Here is a 16,943-nt window from a genome sequence, read left to right as displayed (position 1 = left end):
CTGAGGGTGCCAACACCGCCAAGGTGATTTTAGAAACCTACCCCGCGCTTTCAATTTAGATAGTAAAGCAAGCGAATGAAAAACTGGATCACTGCCGACTTTTCGCCGGCAGTGATCCAGTTTTTTCAGATACGATTGTACGATGGTCTTTCGGCATTTTCAGCTCCTTCGATTGCCTTTAGATGAGTGTCTTTACTGAAAAGGCCAGCAGCAAAGTTAAAGTCCTTAAGCGCAGCGCCCACAGTCACCGTAATTTTCAACACTTTCGTTTCCCTTTGAAGTTACTTTAATGATTGGCAGAGAGTCTAAATAAAACAGATTCTCATTCGGGATTGCACCCATGTTTTCGGCGAAAGCCCACAGTTTTCACCATGGAGCTTTCTCGATCCGCCTTACTTCAGGCACTGAAGAACTTCAATCAGATAGTCCCACACGCGGCTAACGGACGAAATGCTCATGCTTTCGCGATAGGTGTGAACCTCCGACATATCCGGGCCAATCGATATGCAGTCCAGATCGGGCAGCTTCCCCATAAACATACCGCACTCAAGTCCTGCGTGGATCGCAGAAATTTCCGGATCATGGCCATACTGCTTTTGAAAAATCCGAACCATCAGGTCGCGCAGCGCCGATTCGTGCTTATATTCCCATGCCGGATAATCCCCGAAAATCTGAATGCTTCCTCCCAGCAGCTCCATTTCGCAAGCCAGGCGGTCAACCAGCATCTGCTTTTGTGTCGCAACACTGCTGCGCAGGCAGAAGGAGGCAAGCAGCTCCTCTTCTTCGGTTGCCAGTATGCCAAGATTCAGCGAGGTTTGAACCAGCCCTTCAATGTCGGCGCTCATTTCCTGAATGCCGTTTGGCATACAGGTCAGCATATGGAGCACCTTCCGGGTCGCGGTTTCATCCATAGGAACACGCTCTGTCGCCGCATCTTTCACTTCTACAAACAGGCCCGGATCATTCTTTTGGTATTCCGATTTGAAAGCTGTTTCCATGTCCGCTGCAATCACACGAACCAGATCCGCATTGGCGGCGACCAACAGCGCTTCTGACTGCTGCGGGATCGCGTTGTCCTTTTTGCCGCCCTCTACAGAGATCAAACAGAAATCGGATTTTTTCTTTGCGGCATACAGCAGGCGGCCCAGCAGCATACTTGCGTTGGCGCGCCCTTTGTCGATATCCGCACCGGAATGGCCGCCGAGCAGACCGCCCACCGTGATGTTCAGCACAGTGCCGGAATACGGTGCGCGTACAATGGGCAAACGGCACCGGGTCATATTGCCGCCCGCGCAGCTCACGGTGAAAATCCCTTCCTCCTCGGAGTCAAGGTTGATGAGCTTTCTGCCCTTTAACGGCGACATATCCAGCTGGATGGCGCCCAGCATACCGATTTCCTCATCGATAGTGAGAATCGCCTCGACACGGGGATGCGACAATTCCTTTGAGTCGAGCACCGCCAGCGCCATAGCGACAGCGATACCGTTGTCCCCGCCGAGCGTGGTGCCCTTGGCCCGGATCCGGTCGCCATCGATCACAAGATCAATGCCTTCTTTCTCCATGTCCTTCGTGCAGTCCGGCTCTTTTTCGCAGACCATGTCCAGATGCCCCTGCAGGATAATCGGCTCCGCACTTTCATATCCCGGCGTCGCTTCTTTTATGATGATCACATTGTTGAAGCTGTCCTGATGATATTCCAGCCCCCGTGCTTTCGCAAAGCTTACACACCAGTCGCTGATTGCCCTGGTGTTCGTCGATCCGCGCGGGATCGCGGAAATCTCTTCAAAAAAATGAAAAACATTGTTCGGTTCCAGATGCTCTAATACTCCCATGACGATAGCTCCTTTACAGTATAATAGGAACCTCACACCGTTTACGGCAACCAGCTGCCGGCGGCTGAGAGAACCTTGAAACTTGAAGCGGGGATATGTTCGCCGCTGAAGGATGAACCAATTGTTCCCGCATCTCATTCCTGTTATTATAACATCCGTCACTCGTCATGCAAAATCCTTGGATTCTACACAAAGGGTACGTTGTTCAATTACCATAAGAAATCATACCGGCTTTGTTCCGCCGGTCAGGTTTTCACCCTTTCTTTTGGAACTGAACGAAACGGTTGTTTTGCAAAATCTTCATATAGTGAACCAGACGGTTATAAACCGGTTCCGCCTGATCGCCAAAATGCGCCTTCATTTCGTCCGCTATATCGCCCACAGTCCGCACGCCGTCGATTTTCTTCCACACAAAACTGCCGAAGGTATCCAGTGCGATATGACTTACGCGGGGCGAATGAAATAACTTTTGGGCGATCACGTGGTGAATGCCCTTATGCACCATGTGGACTGTGACAATGCCGTCCTTTTCATCCCATGAATTTTGAGCATTCAGAACCGGCACAAAATCCAGATAGTTTTTTCTTTTTTCCATCAAAGCTTCTCCCGGTTCGATTTGAACTGGGCCATACACCCTTTTATGGTGTACAGCCCGGCCATGTTTTCATTTTGATTATCTTTTCAGGCTTTTATTCCAAACAGTGAATTTCAGGATGGTCATGAGCAGCAGAATAAAAGCAATCAGTCCTGCAATATTGCCGAAGTGCAGGGACTCGGGCAGTGCCACATTGACGCTGAGCGCGGCAAATATCGCGAGGAAAACACCGATGAGACCTTCACCCGCAATCAGACCGGAGCTGTAAAGCACACCGGACTGTACCATGTCTTCTCTTTCCTCTTCGGACGAAGCCTTGCGCTTTTCCAGGTACAGACGAATCAAACCGCCAGCCATGATCGGCACGGAGAGATGAATCGGCAGATACAGCCCAATCGCAAAGGGCAGCACGGGAATGCCAAGAATTTCAATGATAACCGCAATGCTTACTCCGGTAAACACAAGCGCCCAGGGCAGATTGCCGCCCATAACGCCTTCCACGACCATCTTCATCAGCGTGGCCTGCGGTGCGGGGAGCTCTGACGAACCATATCCCCAGGCCTGGTTGAGCAAGTACAGAACGCCGCCGATGGTAAGTGCGGAAATAATGGTTCCGATCAGCTGGCCAATCTGCTGCAGCCTTGGCGTAGCGCCCACGAGGAAACCGGTTTTCAAATCCTGAGAAGTATCGCCGGCAATCGCCGCACTGATACAAATGATGGAGCCGATGGTGATCGCGCCGATCATACCGCCGATTCCGCTATTGCCCGTCGCTTTCAAAAGCATGGTAGCAATGAGCAGCGTTGCGATCGACATACCCGAAACAGGGTTGTTAGACGAACCGATCAGTCCGACCATCCGGGAAGAAACGGTCGCAAAGAAGAAACCAAAAATAATGACAATCAGCGCTCCCAGGAAATTCAGCGGGATCGCCGGAACGAGCCACATGACCAGAGCGACGATTACCGTGCAGATCAGCAGGAACTTCATGGAAAGATCCTGTTCGGTACGCAGCGTACCCTTCGTGCTCTGTCCGTAACCGGCAATTGCGTCCCGAAACGTGCGGACAATCAAAGGCAGGGTTTTGATCAGAGTGATAATTCCGCCGGCCGCCACGGCACCAGCGCCGATGTAGCGGACAAAATTGCTCCAGATTCCCCATGTTCCTTGGGTTTCCCACAGCTCCGCAACAGAAACGCTTGCCGGGAAGATAACAAGATCGTTGCCGAAAAGAGCAATGAGCGGCATAACGACAAACCATGCGGTAGCGCCGCCCGCGAGAAGATAAGAGGATACCCGTGCTCCGCATATGTAACCAACACCAGCCAGCGCGGGAAGCACATCTGCACCAAATCCGGCACCTTTATACATGGGGATTTTCCAATCGATCTCACTGGGGAAAAGCTTGAGTCCATCCGTAATGAACTTATATACGGCGGAAACACCCAGACCGATAAAAACGGTAGAGGCCTTATTGCCGCCTTTGTCACCGGCCATCAGAACCTCGGCGCAGGCCTGTCCCTCCGGGTAAACCAGAACGCCGTGCTCCTTGACGATCAGCGCCGTACGCAGCGGCACCATAAATACAACACCGAGAATACCGCCGCACAGGGCGATTAAAGAAATTTCAATAAGAGAAGGCATCGACGTAAGTCCGTCCTCCGCCCACATAAACAGCGCAGGCATGGTGAAGATCGCACCGGCCGCCACTGCCTCGCCGGCAGAGCCGATGGTTTGCACCATGTTGTTTTCCAGAATAGAATCACGTTTCAGAATCACGCGAATGATGCCCATAGAGATAACAGATGCGGGGATCGCGGCAGAAACCGTCATACCTACGCGCAGCCCCAAATACGCATTGGCGGCGCCGAATAGAATAACGAGCAAAATACCTAAAGCTACTGAATAAACCGTAAATTCAGGTACTACCTTATCCGCCGGAATATAAGGCTTATGATTTTTTTCTTCCAATGTTCTTACCTCCAATAAATTTTCATGAATATGTAAAATAAATTTCATGTAGAGATAAAACAATTTTAATAGGGTTTTACGCATTAGTCAATGCTTTGTTGCAATATGTAAAAATTGTTTGTAATGATATAAAATTTTGTAAAATTTAGATGGACAAACAGATCTTCCCATCATAAGAAAATCGGGCCGGAAAAGCGAATCTCTTTCTTAACATCGCCTTTTTCGACCACCTGTGTATATGTGGCCGCCTAAGTATCGATAGGAGCGGGATACAGATTTCTGCTGACCCGTCAGAGCGATCCGTACCCGGACTCAAAAGTGAATTTATCTTTGCCTTTTTCTCTTTTTGATCCAGCGTTCTACCTTGGCATATGTCTGGCCATTTTTGCGCCTTCCATAAAAAGCAATTGCCAAAATGAAAATCAGACCATAATCTGCCGCCACAGTCAGTCTGAAATGATGAAAAGCGATTTCTTCCAAATGGTTTACCCAGAAAAGGATCGCTAAAACAAAAGCGATCAAATGGAAAATGAGACAGCCAAAGTATGTAATCAATAAAATCCGTGGGATTACCTTGCGGTACCGCCTATAAAGAATCCATTCTATCAATGTTTGGCCCTTTCTTCTTTTCCGTCTGGCGCTGTTATTGACCTGATAATCGATGATACACGAGTATAAACTCCGAAGATAGCAGAATGTCAATAAAAATAAAGCAAGTATTAATAAGATATAGCTCAATTAACTCTCCCGTTCCGTATGGATTTCACAGTAAGAATATCGATCCGCCCTCAACGCTGGAATTGCGATCAAATTACTTGCTCACGAATGAGCAAGTATCTCGCGGAAGGCCCAATCGTCGGTTCTTCTCCCAAATAAGCCAATTTTCCATGGATGCAGGAAATGAGAGCCGGTCCATTGAAAACAAGATACTCTAAGGCAACCTCCAGAGGAAGCGTAACCCCATCAAACCCTTCATTTATACTCAGCACATAGCAAGTGTCTGGAGCGCCATTCTTTTTTAACAGACGATAAACGTCCTGCCAGCTGGAAATCGGCTGCGTAATCCGCCGTACACATCTTTCATTAAAATATTTGCGCTCGCAAGTTTTCCATATAAAATCTCTCCGCTTTTTTTCGTTCCAGAGCTCGTATTTCGCTCGTTCTTTTTTCAGATTGATGATAAAAGCAGAAACGATTTGAGATTCAATCTTTTGATCCACGCTTCTCTCTCCTTTCACTGATAGGTGTTATTAAAGCAAAGTATGAGCAAAAAATGGCAAAGCGTCAATATGTATGGCAGACAAACCAATAGGAAATATATGGAACCTAAATAAAAACCACCGGCTGCACCGGTGGTTTTTATTTGCTGTGGTTCTCTCTTCCCTGCTGTTTTTAGACAACCCCAGCTTTTTTCTGAACCTTCGGCACAGAAGGTTTTTCTTATTAAAAAAAGGGCCGCCGGAACAGTACCATGTTCCGGCGGCTCTTTTTACGCTCACTTCATTCGGGAGATTTCACAGCATGGCAACCTCTGCAAATCATCATACTTCCTATGTAACACCCATGGAAACAAATATACCTGTGTAAAAGTTTTATTCCATGAAAAAGGCTGTCATGATCGCATTGGTTCCATACTGCAGCATCGGCACTGAAAAATTCAAAGGGCCTTTTTGGCGTATCTTCGTCACCAAAATTACAGGTGGAACAATCCGAGAGCCAGAGCTGTAACAATAAACACCAGATACATGGGAATTGCGTACTTCATAAAGGTTTTCAAATAGTCGCCAAAATTCATTTCTGTTCTGTCAATTAAAAGGAATAGCCATGCGACGGTTGGGCTTCCGTAACGAATCGCCTGACCCATCATAGACGCCATGGTAATTTCCATCGCGCCGATTCCGAACTGTGCGGCAATCGGCACAATGACCGGGAGAATCCCAAAATAGTAGGCGTCAACCGGCAGAGCCCAGCACGCGACGGCACCGATGAGAGCAAAAATAATCGGGATATGGGTGCCAAGTGATTCGGGAATCAGGCTTGCCAGATTGGCTGCCAGGGCCGTTGCCATACCGCTGCTGTTGAGGACGCCCATGAAGCAGCCCGCCGCCATAATAATGATCGCGACAGAAATGGTGTCCGCGCCGTTCGCGGCAATTCTTTCGCGCTGCTCTTTGAAGCCATAGTTTACAGCTATCACGATTCCGGTGCCAACCATGAAAAGAAGCGCTCCGCTTGCAAGACCCATGATCATCGCCACCATCAGTGCAAGAGTGAACACAAGATTAAAAACAAACAGCTTGGGGCGTTTGCTTTCCTTGTCGTTTTCGGTGATCGCCGCGCACATTTCCTCGATCTGAGCAGCGCTGATGATCTCTCCGCCGCCCTTTACATAACCCAGGCGCTTGCGCTCGGCTGTTCCAAGAAAGTATGCCAGAACGATCACATAAACCAGCCCCACACCCAAAACGGGAAGAAATGCCTTAAATAGAACATTGACATCCACATTGATGACAGAAGCCGCTCTGGCCAGCGGGCCGCCCCACGGCAGGCAATTGCCAATGGAGCAGGGCAGAATGATCATCATCGCCAAATTGGAGAGCTTCATATTCATCTTCTTAAACAGCGGGATGAATGCGGCTGTTACGATCAGTATGGTTGTCGTCCCATCTCCATCGAGGGTTACGGCACAGGAGGTCAGAGTCGCGACCATCATAACCTTCAGCGGGTCTCCCTTTGCCTTTCGGATCAAAAAGGTGCACAGCGGATCGAACAATCCCACATTCATCATCAGGCTGAAGTAAAGCACCGCGAACAGAATCATCACGCCGGAATTGATGGTTCCAAGCTTAACAGAGCCGGAATCGCTCAGGGTGTAGAATAATCCATCCTTAAACCAGGAAAAGAGATCTGTAAAGGGAACCCCATTGACAACACAGGCAAGCAGGCCGGCGACAGTGGATGAAATAATCAGGCCCGCAAAAGCAGACATCTTTTTCGTACAGACAAGAACGAGGAACAAAACAATCATGAAATATGCCAAAGCTACCAACATATCAATACCCTCCTCCATCATGAAACACGATGTGATTCCATTTTAATCCATCATGGTTTGCCCTGAAGCATTTCCGTAACCCATGCGGGTGCAAGGTTCGGAAGTTCACGCCCTTCTTCTCTGCATTTGCGGTAATTGGCGATGGCGTCGCGGCGCTTGAGCTCATAGTCCTCTTTCTTTTCGGCTGCCTTCAGCACCTCCTCAATGCGCCCGCGCGGAATGACCGTTACGCCGTCGTAGTCGCCTACCACCAAATCCCCGGGAGTCACTTTCACACCCGCACAGGTAACAACCGTGTTGATCTCGCCCGGGCCCTTTTTGTCGGGACTTCTTTGCATAAAGCCTTTTGCATAAATCGGAATATCCAGAGCGGCCAGACCGGTCTTATCTCTCACATAGCCGTCAATGACGATGCCGGAAAGTCCGATGGCCGCCGCAGCGCCGCCCATCAGGTCGCCCATATACGCGCGCTCCGTGTAGCCCTTTCCTGCAACAACAAGGACATATCCCGGCTTCCCCTGGTAAATCGCCACATGAATCGGAAAGTTATCGCCGTCCTCCGTGTCGACCGTGCAGGCGGTACCCACCATCAGTTTGCCGTCGTCCAAAGGGAGCAGATCGGCATCCATACAGCCGTTTCGCTCAATTCCAAGGGACGCCATACCGTCGCACAGCTGTGCAGGGCTCAGCTTTTTGACACGCTCGATGATTTCATCCGGAATCAGCTCCGGCAGTTCACAATATTGATTGTTGCTCATTTCAATCCATCCTCCTCATTCTGTTTTACCAGCAGCTTGATGGCCTCGCGGTAATCGAGATCGCCGCTGGGGTCTATTTTGTCGGCCCATTGCTGTGCTGCGAGCGCGTCGAGCTTTGCAACCGTCGCTTTCGACATGGACGCATCCACCTTTAGGCTTTCCAGCGTGCTTACCACGTCGCGCATCTCGGCGCTTCTGCGCTCGGCATGGATCATGGTGCGCGCAATGAACGTATTGGCCAGCTTTTCAACCGTTTTTCCGTTAATGGATTCACCGAGGGACTCTGCCAGAGTGCTCAGCACGCCGTATTTTTCCGCAGCCTCGAAAGATTCGAACATCAGCTGGGGCAGGCCCTTCATGACCACGCTTTTCAGCATTTTGATGGCGGATGCTCCTCCCGCCGGTGCATCCAGCACGGTCAGTTTCATGTTGCAGGGTGCAAACGCGTCATAAAACGATTGGGCGCCGCCCCCTGACAGAAACATCGGGACCTTGTGTCGGTTCCCCGGCACGGTACCCATAACCCCCGCATCGCAGAACAACACACCGTGTGCACGGGGGATTTTGTCGATCTCTTCCTCCACAGTGGGGGCCGCGGAGTTCAGATCGACAAAAATCTGGCCTGCCTTCAGCCGGGGAATGATGTCTTTCGCCACGGAGAGCGCCACCTTTGCACTGTTCATGGACGCGATACATGCCCCCTCGTTGCAGGCCTCATCCAAACCGATCAGCGGAATCCCCGCCTCCTGCGCGCGCGATTGGATCAGTTCGCCCCGCTTCGGGTCCTCTGCGAACACATCGTATGCGGCCATGCTTTCAAATCCCTCCGACTTCAGGCCAAGCGCGATGTTGTACGAGGCTTCGCCGAAGCCGATAAATACCAGTTGATACTTCAAAATCATGTCCCTCCTTCAAATTGTTCCAGTATCAATGAAGGATTTAAGCAATAAATGTGCCAACTTTATGCCTGGATGGTTTTATCGTACAAGCCCTTTCCATCGACATTGATCAAAAAACAGGATCAAACCCGGGCTTTGCGCGAAAGGAAAAGAAATAAAAAAAATTCTGCGCTTTTATTTTTTCAGCGCAGAATTTTAAATATCCCATCTATTGCATTTCATTCCAGACGAACGGTTTGAAAGAATCTGCAATATTCAGAAACGATATGCAACTTAATGAAAGTATCTTACCAACTCAAAATACCCCGGCTCCGATTCCTGTATTTTCCTGATTTTGCGCCAGAGAGTCGTTGTGCTGATCCCAAGCTGCCTGGCGGAACGCTCCCGGTTGCCCTTGTTTTCATGAAGAACACTCCGAATCAGTTCGCGCTCCGTCATGGGTCCTTTTGCAGCAGGGGCGCCGTATTGGGGCAAAACATCTTCCATCTGTGTGCGGGGTTTTGTCAGCACAGTGTGTTCGACAAGATCGGCCGTGATGGTGTCCGTATCACATATCACGGCCAGCCTTTCCACAATATTGTTCAGCTGGCGGATATTCCCGCGCCACTGCTGCTTCATCAGCAGGTTGAGAGCTTCCTCCGTGATTTTCTTTGAAGGCAGCTTGGGATTTTTCAGAAAACAGCGCACCAGATCGGGAATATCCTCTCTGCGCTCATCGAGTGTGGGAAGCTGAAGCTCCAGAACACAAATGCGGTAATAGAAGTCCTCCCGAAACAGACCGTTTTGCACCAGCTCTCGTAAATCCTTGTTGCTGGCCGCGATAATACGGACATCCACAGAGGTCACCCGGTCGTCTCCCAGGCGGATCACCTTTCGTTCCTGAATCACCCGCAGAAGCTTCAACTGCACATCGGGCGGCGTTTCACTGATTTCGTCAAGAAAGATGGTCCCATTATGTGCCAGTTCAAACATTCCAGCCTTTCCCTCACTCCGCGCGCCGGTAAACGCACCCTTGACATAGCCGAACAGCTCACTTTCCAATACGCTGGCCGGCAGGGCCGCACAGTTTATGGCAACAAAGGGAGCCGACTTGCGCCTGCTTGCATTATGGATGCTCTGCGCGAAAAGCTCTTTCCCCGTACCGGTATCTCCGAGGATCAGGACAGTGCTGTCTACTGCGGCGTATCGCTGTGCCAGGGATTTTGCGGCTCTTAATGCAGAGCTGCTTCCAATGATATCGTCAAAGGTTTTATCCGAGATATGTCCGCACGTCAGAAGGCTATGCCGGATTTTCTGTTCCATTTTCTGAATCTCATGCTGGTACTGCACCGTCACCGTCGCCCCGATTACGCTGTCCTTGATACATACGGGAGCAATATTCAGGATGAGAGAGGATTTGCGGGTGTTGATCAGCACATTCGACAGCGTTTCTCTGTGCTTGAGCGTCGAATCCAAAAAATCGCCCTTCAGGAGTTTGTCAATCGGCTGTCCCGGCGAAAGCTCCGGAAGCATGCGATGCGCATTTTCATTGATATTGGTGACGATTCCCTCCTGATCCACGCTGAATATGCCGTCTGAGGTGCAGTTCATGACGGCCTGGATCATTTCATGCTTGCGTTTCAGCTCGTGATTTTTCCGCAAACGCTCATCCTCAATCTTCAGATGATACAGCGCCTCATCGATTGCGTCATTTACCGCGTCTTCATCTGTTTCCGTCATGATATATTGAATCCCGCACTGAGTAACCAAATCGCGCAGGGAAATCCCGCCTATTGCTACCTCAATCCCCATGTGCGCCAGCTTTTCCATCTCTGCTCTGACATATTCTTCCTTCAGCTGAGCGTCTATAGGGCAGATCAAGGCATTTTTAAGCAGAGGTTTACTCTTGTTGAGAATCTTGAGAAAGGAATCTGAGGTTGCAAGAAAAGCGATTTTGTCCGATATTTTCAAGGCCTTCTGGTAGCCGATGTAGCAATCGAAAAAAGTGTGCTTTTCCTCAATCACAGGAATTTCCAGGTTGCTCCGCAGCATGCGTGCGGTGTTCCCGCGGCTTATGATGATCTTTGCGCCTTCCCCAATCATCTGCTTTGCAACGGGAATGGCGTTTTTCTGGGAGGCCTGAACAACAGGGCAGCTGAGTTTTCTCTCAGCAAGAACCTTCCTGAATTTTGATGTCATCGTACTGGAAGGGGAAACTACTGCAAATTCTACTCGCATCTGTATCCATCCTCATTATTTGTATTTAAAATCGATACTGGCAAAAACGCCCACAAGAGCATTGATCTATGATTCAAAATAAGTGTATCATGAGCATATGAGCTTTGCAAATAAGAAATCCCCTCATGTTATGTATAGGCGCTTTCAGATTCGTAAAAATCCGAATGTGAAAAGGAACTCTATCCGGAAAACCGAGTTTTATCAAAATTGATTCCGGGGGATGACATTTTGATCGATTGATAGCCTAAAATATCATAAGCCTCTCATGGCCGACACAATATACCACCTTGCAAGGTTGGGAGAGTCCACGTATTTTTCACCATGATTTTATGTTATAAAATCATGCCGTTTTGGTTCTACCAATATTTCATTCCTTAGCTTCAGCAATATTCCCGATGAACGGTGAGCATATTCCGGCTGCTTATCAAAAAAACGCAGCTTAAATCCAAGAAAATCCAGTCCAACAGCCCTGAAAAGGTGTTTGGTTTATTTTACAAATCCATGGTGACATCTTTGTCAGAAAAATAGAATTATCTTTTCAGACATTGTGTTTCAATTCAATTGTGATAAAGTTAAAGCATTGGGATCTATTTTGGAATGACCAATTTAGTTCCAACACACAGGTTCAGATACAATTAGAAAAGTGGGGTGTTTTCATGTCTGTACTCATTCCTTTTGGCACATCACAGATCACGCTCAATGCGGAGCTTAGCAATGCGGAGATTTTGGAATCCCATATTGGAGAACTTAAAGCAGCAGATACAGAGGACGGCCTGGTGTTGGCCGCAATGGAGAATCCGATCGATTCTGCCCGTCTGCGAGAACTTGCCGCCGGCAAAAAGACCTGCACCATTATTATCAGCGACCATACACGCCCGGTTCCGAGCAAGCATATCATTCCCTTTATGCTGGCCGAGCTGCGTGAGGGGAATCTCGATATCGACATAACGCTGCTGGTGGCTACCGGCTTTCACCGCCCAACCGGCAAGCAGGAACTGGTGGAAAAGCTGGGAGAAGAAATCGCCGAGCGGGAGAAGATCGAAATACATGACAGCCGGGACGCATCCTGCAATGTGCAGATTGGCACGCTTCCTTCCGGCGCGGCGTGTGTGATCGATAAAAAGGCCGCACAAACGGATCTGCTGATTGCAGAGGGCTTTATAGAGCCACACTTTTTCGCCGGTTTTTCCGGCGGAAGAAAAAGTGTGCTGCCGGGAGTCTGCGATCAAGTGACTGTACTGGGCAACCACTGCTCGCAGTTTATCGCTTCTCCATATGCCCGCACCGGCGTGCTGGACGGCAATCCGCTGCACAAGGATATGGTTGCCGCAGCAAAGATGGCAAATCTGGCCTACATCGTAAATGTGATTATTGATGAAGATAAACGTGTTGTGGCAGCCTTTGCCGGCGATCCGATTACCGCTCACCGAAAGGGCTGTGATCTGCTGCTGAACTACTGTCAGGTACAACCTGAGCAGCACGGCGATATTGTGATCTCCAGCAATGGAGGCTACCCGCTGGACCAGAATATTTACCAGAGTGTGAAGGGTCTTACTGCCGCGGAGGCTGCCGCAGCACCGGGTGCTGTGCTGATTATGGTAAGCTCCTGCAACGACGGGCATGGTGGAGAAAACTTCTACCGCGCGCTGCGTGACTGCGTTTCTCCTCAGCAGCTGACGGAACAGATTCTCGCCACACCGCAGGATCAAACCATGCCAGATCAATGGGAATTCCAGATTCTGTGCCGGGTGCTATGCAAGCACCATGTGATCTATGTGACGGACCCCATGCAGAAGAAGACTGTGGAGGATATGAAGATTGCATGGGCACCGGATGTGGATACCGCATTACAGCAGGCCAGAAAAATAAAAGGTGAAAATGCGCATCTGGTGGTGATTCCGAACGGGATCTCCGTTATGGTGCGGGAGTCGGTATAGCGCTCCACTTTGCTGCCAGCCGGCAATAGGAACGATACTTCGTAAGCGACAAAGGGAATCGTGGTTTTCCCACGGCCCCTTTTGCAGTATGATTGTCGATCCCTAAAACCGCCTTGGCAGCAGAATCCAGAGTGGTGAAGCAAGTAAATAAAGAAATACAAGGAGTTTATACAGATTTGCCGTCGGACATGTTTATGATTTAATCATGTTCATAGATACCACTTCGCTACGAGGCTAGCCGAAAAAGGCTGCGAATACAAAGCCCTTTCATCCCTTATGGCATATCCCGAATACCGACGCTGTAAGACGTCTTTGATACCATCATCAAATAAAAACAGTCGCCGGAAACCCTGCCAAGGTTTCCGGCGACTGTCTTTTCTTTATGGAGAATAGATTGATCTGTAAAAATCCAATTCAATTATGCAGGGGACTTTCACCCTGTATTGTTACAAAAACAGGAGCAGCCCGGCTCCGAAATAGGAAATCAGCCCATAAAGCACGATGTACAGCAGGTAATATTTCAGCGTAATACGTAGAATGCCGCTTTCCCTCCCGGTATTCCCGGTTGCTGCCGTTGCTACGGAAATATTCTGCGGGGAAATAATTTTACCCGCCGTTGAGCCCATGGTGTTTGCCGCAACCAACCAGATCTCCTGAACACCGATGGCCCGTGCAGTTTCCGCCTGCAGCGCACCGAATAAAACACTGGAGGAGGTGGCACTGCCGGTTACGAAGGTTCCGATCGAACCGATCAGCGGGGCAACCAGCGGGAACGCCGTGCCGGTAACCGCCACCAGAAAAGCTGCGATGTCACGCGTCATACCGCTGTAGCCCATCACCTTTGCCGCTGCCAGAATCGTCATCAGTGTGATGACGGTTTTCGACATCTGCTTCAGGGTCTGGCCCATCACCGTCAGCATATCGGACCCGCTTGCCTTCTGCAGCAGTCCGCCAATGATGGCGGCAATCAGAATCAGTACGCCAGGAGTAGCCAGCCATGAGAAGGTATAAGGAGAGGCTCCTTCACCGGCATAGATGATAACGCTCGTTTTCACTGCGGACAGCACGTTATAAACCGGGGGCACCAGCTTGGAAACGGTCAGCAGAAATACGAAGATCAGGATAAAGGGCGCCCATGCAAGCAGAGCGTTGCGAAGGCTCAGGTGCTCCTGAGCAGCGGCCTGTGCTTCCTCGGTGGGGGCAACCTTGTATTCCTCCGGTGTGTTTTTGCAGAGAAATTTTGCCGCCAGAATCGTCAGCGCCATGCTGGCGACAGAACCGGTGACCGCAGGCAGCTCCGCGCCGATAAAGCGGGAGGTAATCAGCTGCATGATTGCAAAGCCTAAACCGGAGACCAGCGCAATGTGCCAGCTCGTTTTCAGGCTTTTCAACCCGCCGCCCGCAATCACCACCAGCAGCAGAGGGGTGAATACCACCATGATAAACAGCTGCAGGGACACAACCGTTGCCGTGGTGATCGGGTCGTAGCCTGTGATCGAAGCAACCGTAACGGTGGGGATGCCGATAGAACCAAAGGCCGTGGGGGTCGCATTGGAAACCAGGCATACAACAGTTGCAAAGATCGGGTTAAAGCCCAGGCCGCACAGAATGCTGGCAGGGATTGCAACAGAGGTGCCAAAGCCCGCCATACCTTCCATAAATCCGCCAAAGCCCCAGGCAATGATGAGTACCAGAACACGCTTGTCGTTGGAAACCGACGTCAGCATTTTTTGGATTTTTGCCATCGCTCCGGTTTTTACCGTCAGATTATAAGTAAAAATGGCGGCGATGATAACGATGGCGATAGGCCAAAGAGCCATGACGACTCCTTCCAAACCGGCGGTAAACACTTCGATTGCCGGTGCTTTCCAGTATACAAGCGCCAGAAGGATCGCGATGACCAGCGCAAGCGGGCAAGCCTTGTAGGCAGGCATTTTTATGTAACAAAGGGAAAAGACAAGCCATAAAATCGGCAGAAGAGCCAATAGAAAGTCTAAGAACATAAATCTACCTCATTCAGCAGTTTTCAAAGCCGTATTTTTAACAAACCGTTATCAGGGAAAGACAGGGGCCGCCGGCTCTGAAAGTCCGGGAACCGGCGGCCTGATATTCCAGTTATTTCAATCCCATCAGACTGTCGGAGAAAATACGGGCATCCATCAGACGATTGTCAATTTTAGGCTGAAAATCCATCAGATCAAGAATCTGCGTCTGTACATCGATTCCGGGAGCCACCTCCGTCAGGAAGACACCGTCGGAGCGCAGCTCGAATACGGCGCGCTCTGTAATGTACAGAACTGGCTGGCTCACCTTCTGAGCATAGACGCCGGAAAAAGTGATCTGCTCCACCTGATCGATGAATTTCTTCTCTTTGCCTTCCTGATCAATGACGAGCTTACCGTTTTCCACATGGGTTTTCAGGCCGCCTGCGGTAAAGGTGCCGCAGAAGAATACCTTTTTGGCATTCTGCGTGATGTTGATAAATCCGCCGCATCCGGCAATCCTGGGACCGAACTTGGAAACATTGATGTTTCCAAAGCGGTCGGCCTGCGCCAGCCCCAGAAAAGCGTAGTCGACGCCGCCGCCGTCATAAAAATCAAACTGATAGGGCTGATCCAGAATTGCCTCCGCATTGACCGAACCGCCGAATTTCGGGCCGCCTTGCGGCACGCCCCCCACGGGGCCAGATTCTACGGTAAGGGTCATGTAATCACCGATTCCCTCTTCGTTCGCCACCATGGAAATGTATTCGGGGATGCCAATCCCAAGGTTTACGATGGAATTGGGGATCAGTTCCATCGCCGCTCTGCGTCCGATGATCTTTTTGGCGCTCATGGGCGGGTGATCCAGACTGTCCAGCGGAACCCGGTATTCGCCGCTCATAGAGCCGTCGTATTCGCAGCCAACGCATTGCTCGTGCTCGCTCGGGTTCTGCGCCACCACAATGGCATCTACATAAATTCCGGGTATCTTCACCAGCTTGGGGTCCAGCGATCCGTTTTCAACGACCCTTTCTACCTGAACAATCACCTTGCCGCCGCAATTATGTACAGCCTGTGCGATGGAGGTTGCCTCAATGGACGCAACCTCGTGGCTCATGATAACGTTGCCGTTTTCATCCGCATAGGTGCCGCGGATAAAGCCGATGTTCAGCGGGAGCGCCTTGTAGAGGAGCTTTTCCTGACCGAGGATTTCCACAACCTCTACCAAATCCTCTTTGGTAATATCGTTGAGCTTGCCGCCCTCCAGACGGGGGTCTGCAAAGGTGTTCAAACCCACATGGGTAATGGTGCCGATCCGGTGCCCGGCAATGTCGCGATAGAGCTGAGAGAGAGTTCCCTGCGGGAGGTTGTAGCCCTCGATCTTGTTTTGCAGAACCAGTTCCCCCAGCTTCGGCACCATGTTCCAGTGCCCGCCGATGACGCGTCTGGTCATTCCCTCGTGGGCAAAATGGTCGGCACCGCTGCCGTCTCGGTTTCCCTGGGCAGCCGCATAGAAAAGAGTCAGGCTCTTCGGTGATCCGGTTTCCAAAAATCTTGCCTCCAAAGCACGGGTCAGTGCTTCGGGCATTACGCTTGCCACAAAGCCGCTGGTGGTAATGGTATCTCCGTCCTTTACCCAGCCGGCGGCATTTGCCGCAGTAATCATTGGCTTTTTTGACATGATACTCCTCCTCCGCATT

General features: G+C 50.3%; 11 protein-coding genes. 1 reads left to right on the top strand and 10 read right to left on the bottom strand.

The window, feature by feature from the left end; all coding sequences use genetic code 11:
* Positions 1-392: 392 nt before the first annotated feature.
* From TY09_RS07285 to TY09_RS07245, 8 genes are all read right to left on the bottom strand, one after another.
* On the bottom strand, positions 393-1,832 hold the full coding sequence (locus TY09_RS07285) for an aminoacyl-histidine dipeptidase (RefSeq protein ID WP_042432567.1): 1,440 nt from the start codon (positions 1,830-1,832) through the stop codon (positions 393-395).
* A gap of 253 nt (positions 1,833-2,085) precedes the next feature.
* Entirely contained in the window at positions 2,086-2,427 is a 342-nt protein-coding gene (locus TY09_RS07280) for a PqqD family protein (protein WP_042432564.1), read from the bottom strand.
* 78 nt (positions 2,428-2,505) lie between these two features.
* Positions 2,506-4,446 carry an OPT family oligopeptide transporter gene (locus TY09_RS07275; protein ID WP_411918381.1) on the bottom strand — a complete coding sequence of 647 codons (1,941 nt, stop codon included), beginning with the start codon at positions 4,444-4,446 and terminating at the stop codon, positions 2,506-2,508.
* 758 nt (positions 4,447-5,204) lie between these two features.
* A complete protein-coding gene (locus tag TY09_RS07265) occupies positions 5,205-5,618 on the bottom strand; it encodes a hypothetical protein (protein ID WP_042432559.1) in 414 nt (137 codons plus the stop codon).
* A gap of 473 nt (positions 5,619-6,091) precedes the next feature.
* Entirely contained in the window at positions 6,092-7,450 is a 1,359-nt protein-coding gene (locus TY09_RS07260) for a CitMHS family transporter (RefSeq protein WP_009061046.1), read from the bottom strand.
* A 50-nt stretch (positions 7,451-7,500) separates the two neighbouring features.
* On the bottom strand, positions 7,501-8,208 hold the full coding sequence (locus TY09_RS07255; RefSeq protein WP_042432557.1) for an S-adenosylmethionine--2-demethylmenaquinone methyltransferase: 708 nt from the start codon (positions 8,206-8,208) through the stop codon (positions 7,501-7,503).
* On the bottom strand, positions 8,205-9,110 hold the full coding sequence (locus tag TY09_RS07250; RefSeq protein ID WP_042432554.1) for a DUF1932 domain-containing protein: 906 nt from the start codon (positions 9,108-9,110) through the stop codon (positions 8,205-8,207). Before TY09_RS07250 ends, TY09_RS07255 begins: the two co-directional genes overlap by 4 nt.
* 270 nt (positions 9,111-9,380) lie before the next feature.
* Positions 9,381-11,324 carry a sigma 54-interacting transcriptional regulator gene (locus tag TY09_RS07245; protein ID WP_042432551.1) on the bottom strand — a complete coding sequence of 648 codons (1,944 nt, stop codon included), beginning with the start codon at positions 11,322-11,324 and terminating at the stop codon, positions 9,381-9,383.
* A gap of 656 nt (positions 11,325-11,980) precedes the next feature.
* Between TY09_RS07245 and larA the strand changes: the two genes are divergently transcribed.
* Positions 11,981-13,261 carry a nickel-dependent lactate racemase gene (gene larA / locus TY09_RS07240; RefSeq protein ID WP_042432548.1) on the top strand — a complete coding sequence of 427 codons (1,281 nt, stop codon included), beginning with the start codon at positions 11,981-11,983 and terminating at the stop codon, positions 13,259-13,261.
* Positions 13,262-13,707: 446 nt separating this feature from the next.
* On the opposite strand, the gene TY09_RS07235 is transcribed toward larA, so the two are convergent.
* Together TY09_RS07235 and TY09_RS07230 are read right to left on the bottom strand one after the other, a co-directional pair.
* Positions 13,708-15,264 (bottom strand): L-lactate permease, encoded by a 1,557-nt coding sequence (locus TY09_RS07235; protein ID WP_042432545.1) that lies wholly within the window; start codon positions 15,262-15,264, stop codon positions 13,708-13,710.
* Positions 15,265-15,376: 112 nt separating this feature from the next.
* Positions 15,377-16,924 (bottom strand): acyl CoA:acetate/3-ketoacid CoA transferase, encoded by a 1,548-nt coding sequence (locus TY09_RS07230; RefSeq protein ID WP_042432541.1) that lies wholly within the window; start codon positions 16,922-16,924, stop codon positions 15,377-15,379.
* Between the last annotated feature and the right edge of the window lie 19 nt (positions 16,925-16,943).

Source organism: Faecalispora jeddahensis, assembly GCF_000577335.1.
Lineage (GTDB): Bacteria > Bacillota > Clostridia > Oscillospirales > Acutalibacteraceae > Faecalispora > Faecalispora jeddahensis.
The sequence above is the reverse complement of the archived record's forward strand: the minus strand, read 5'-3'. Positions and strand labels throughout refer to the sequence as shown.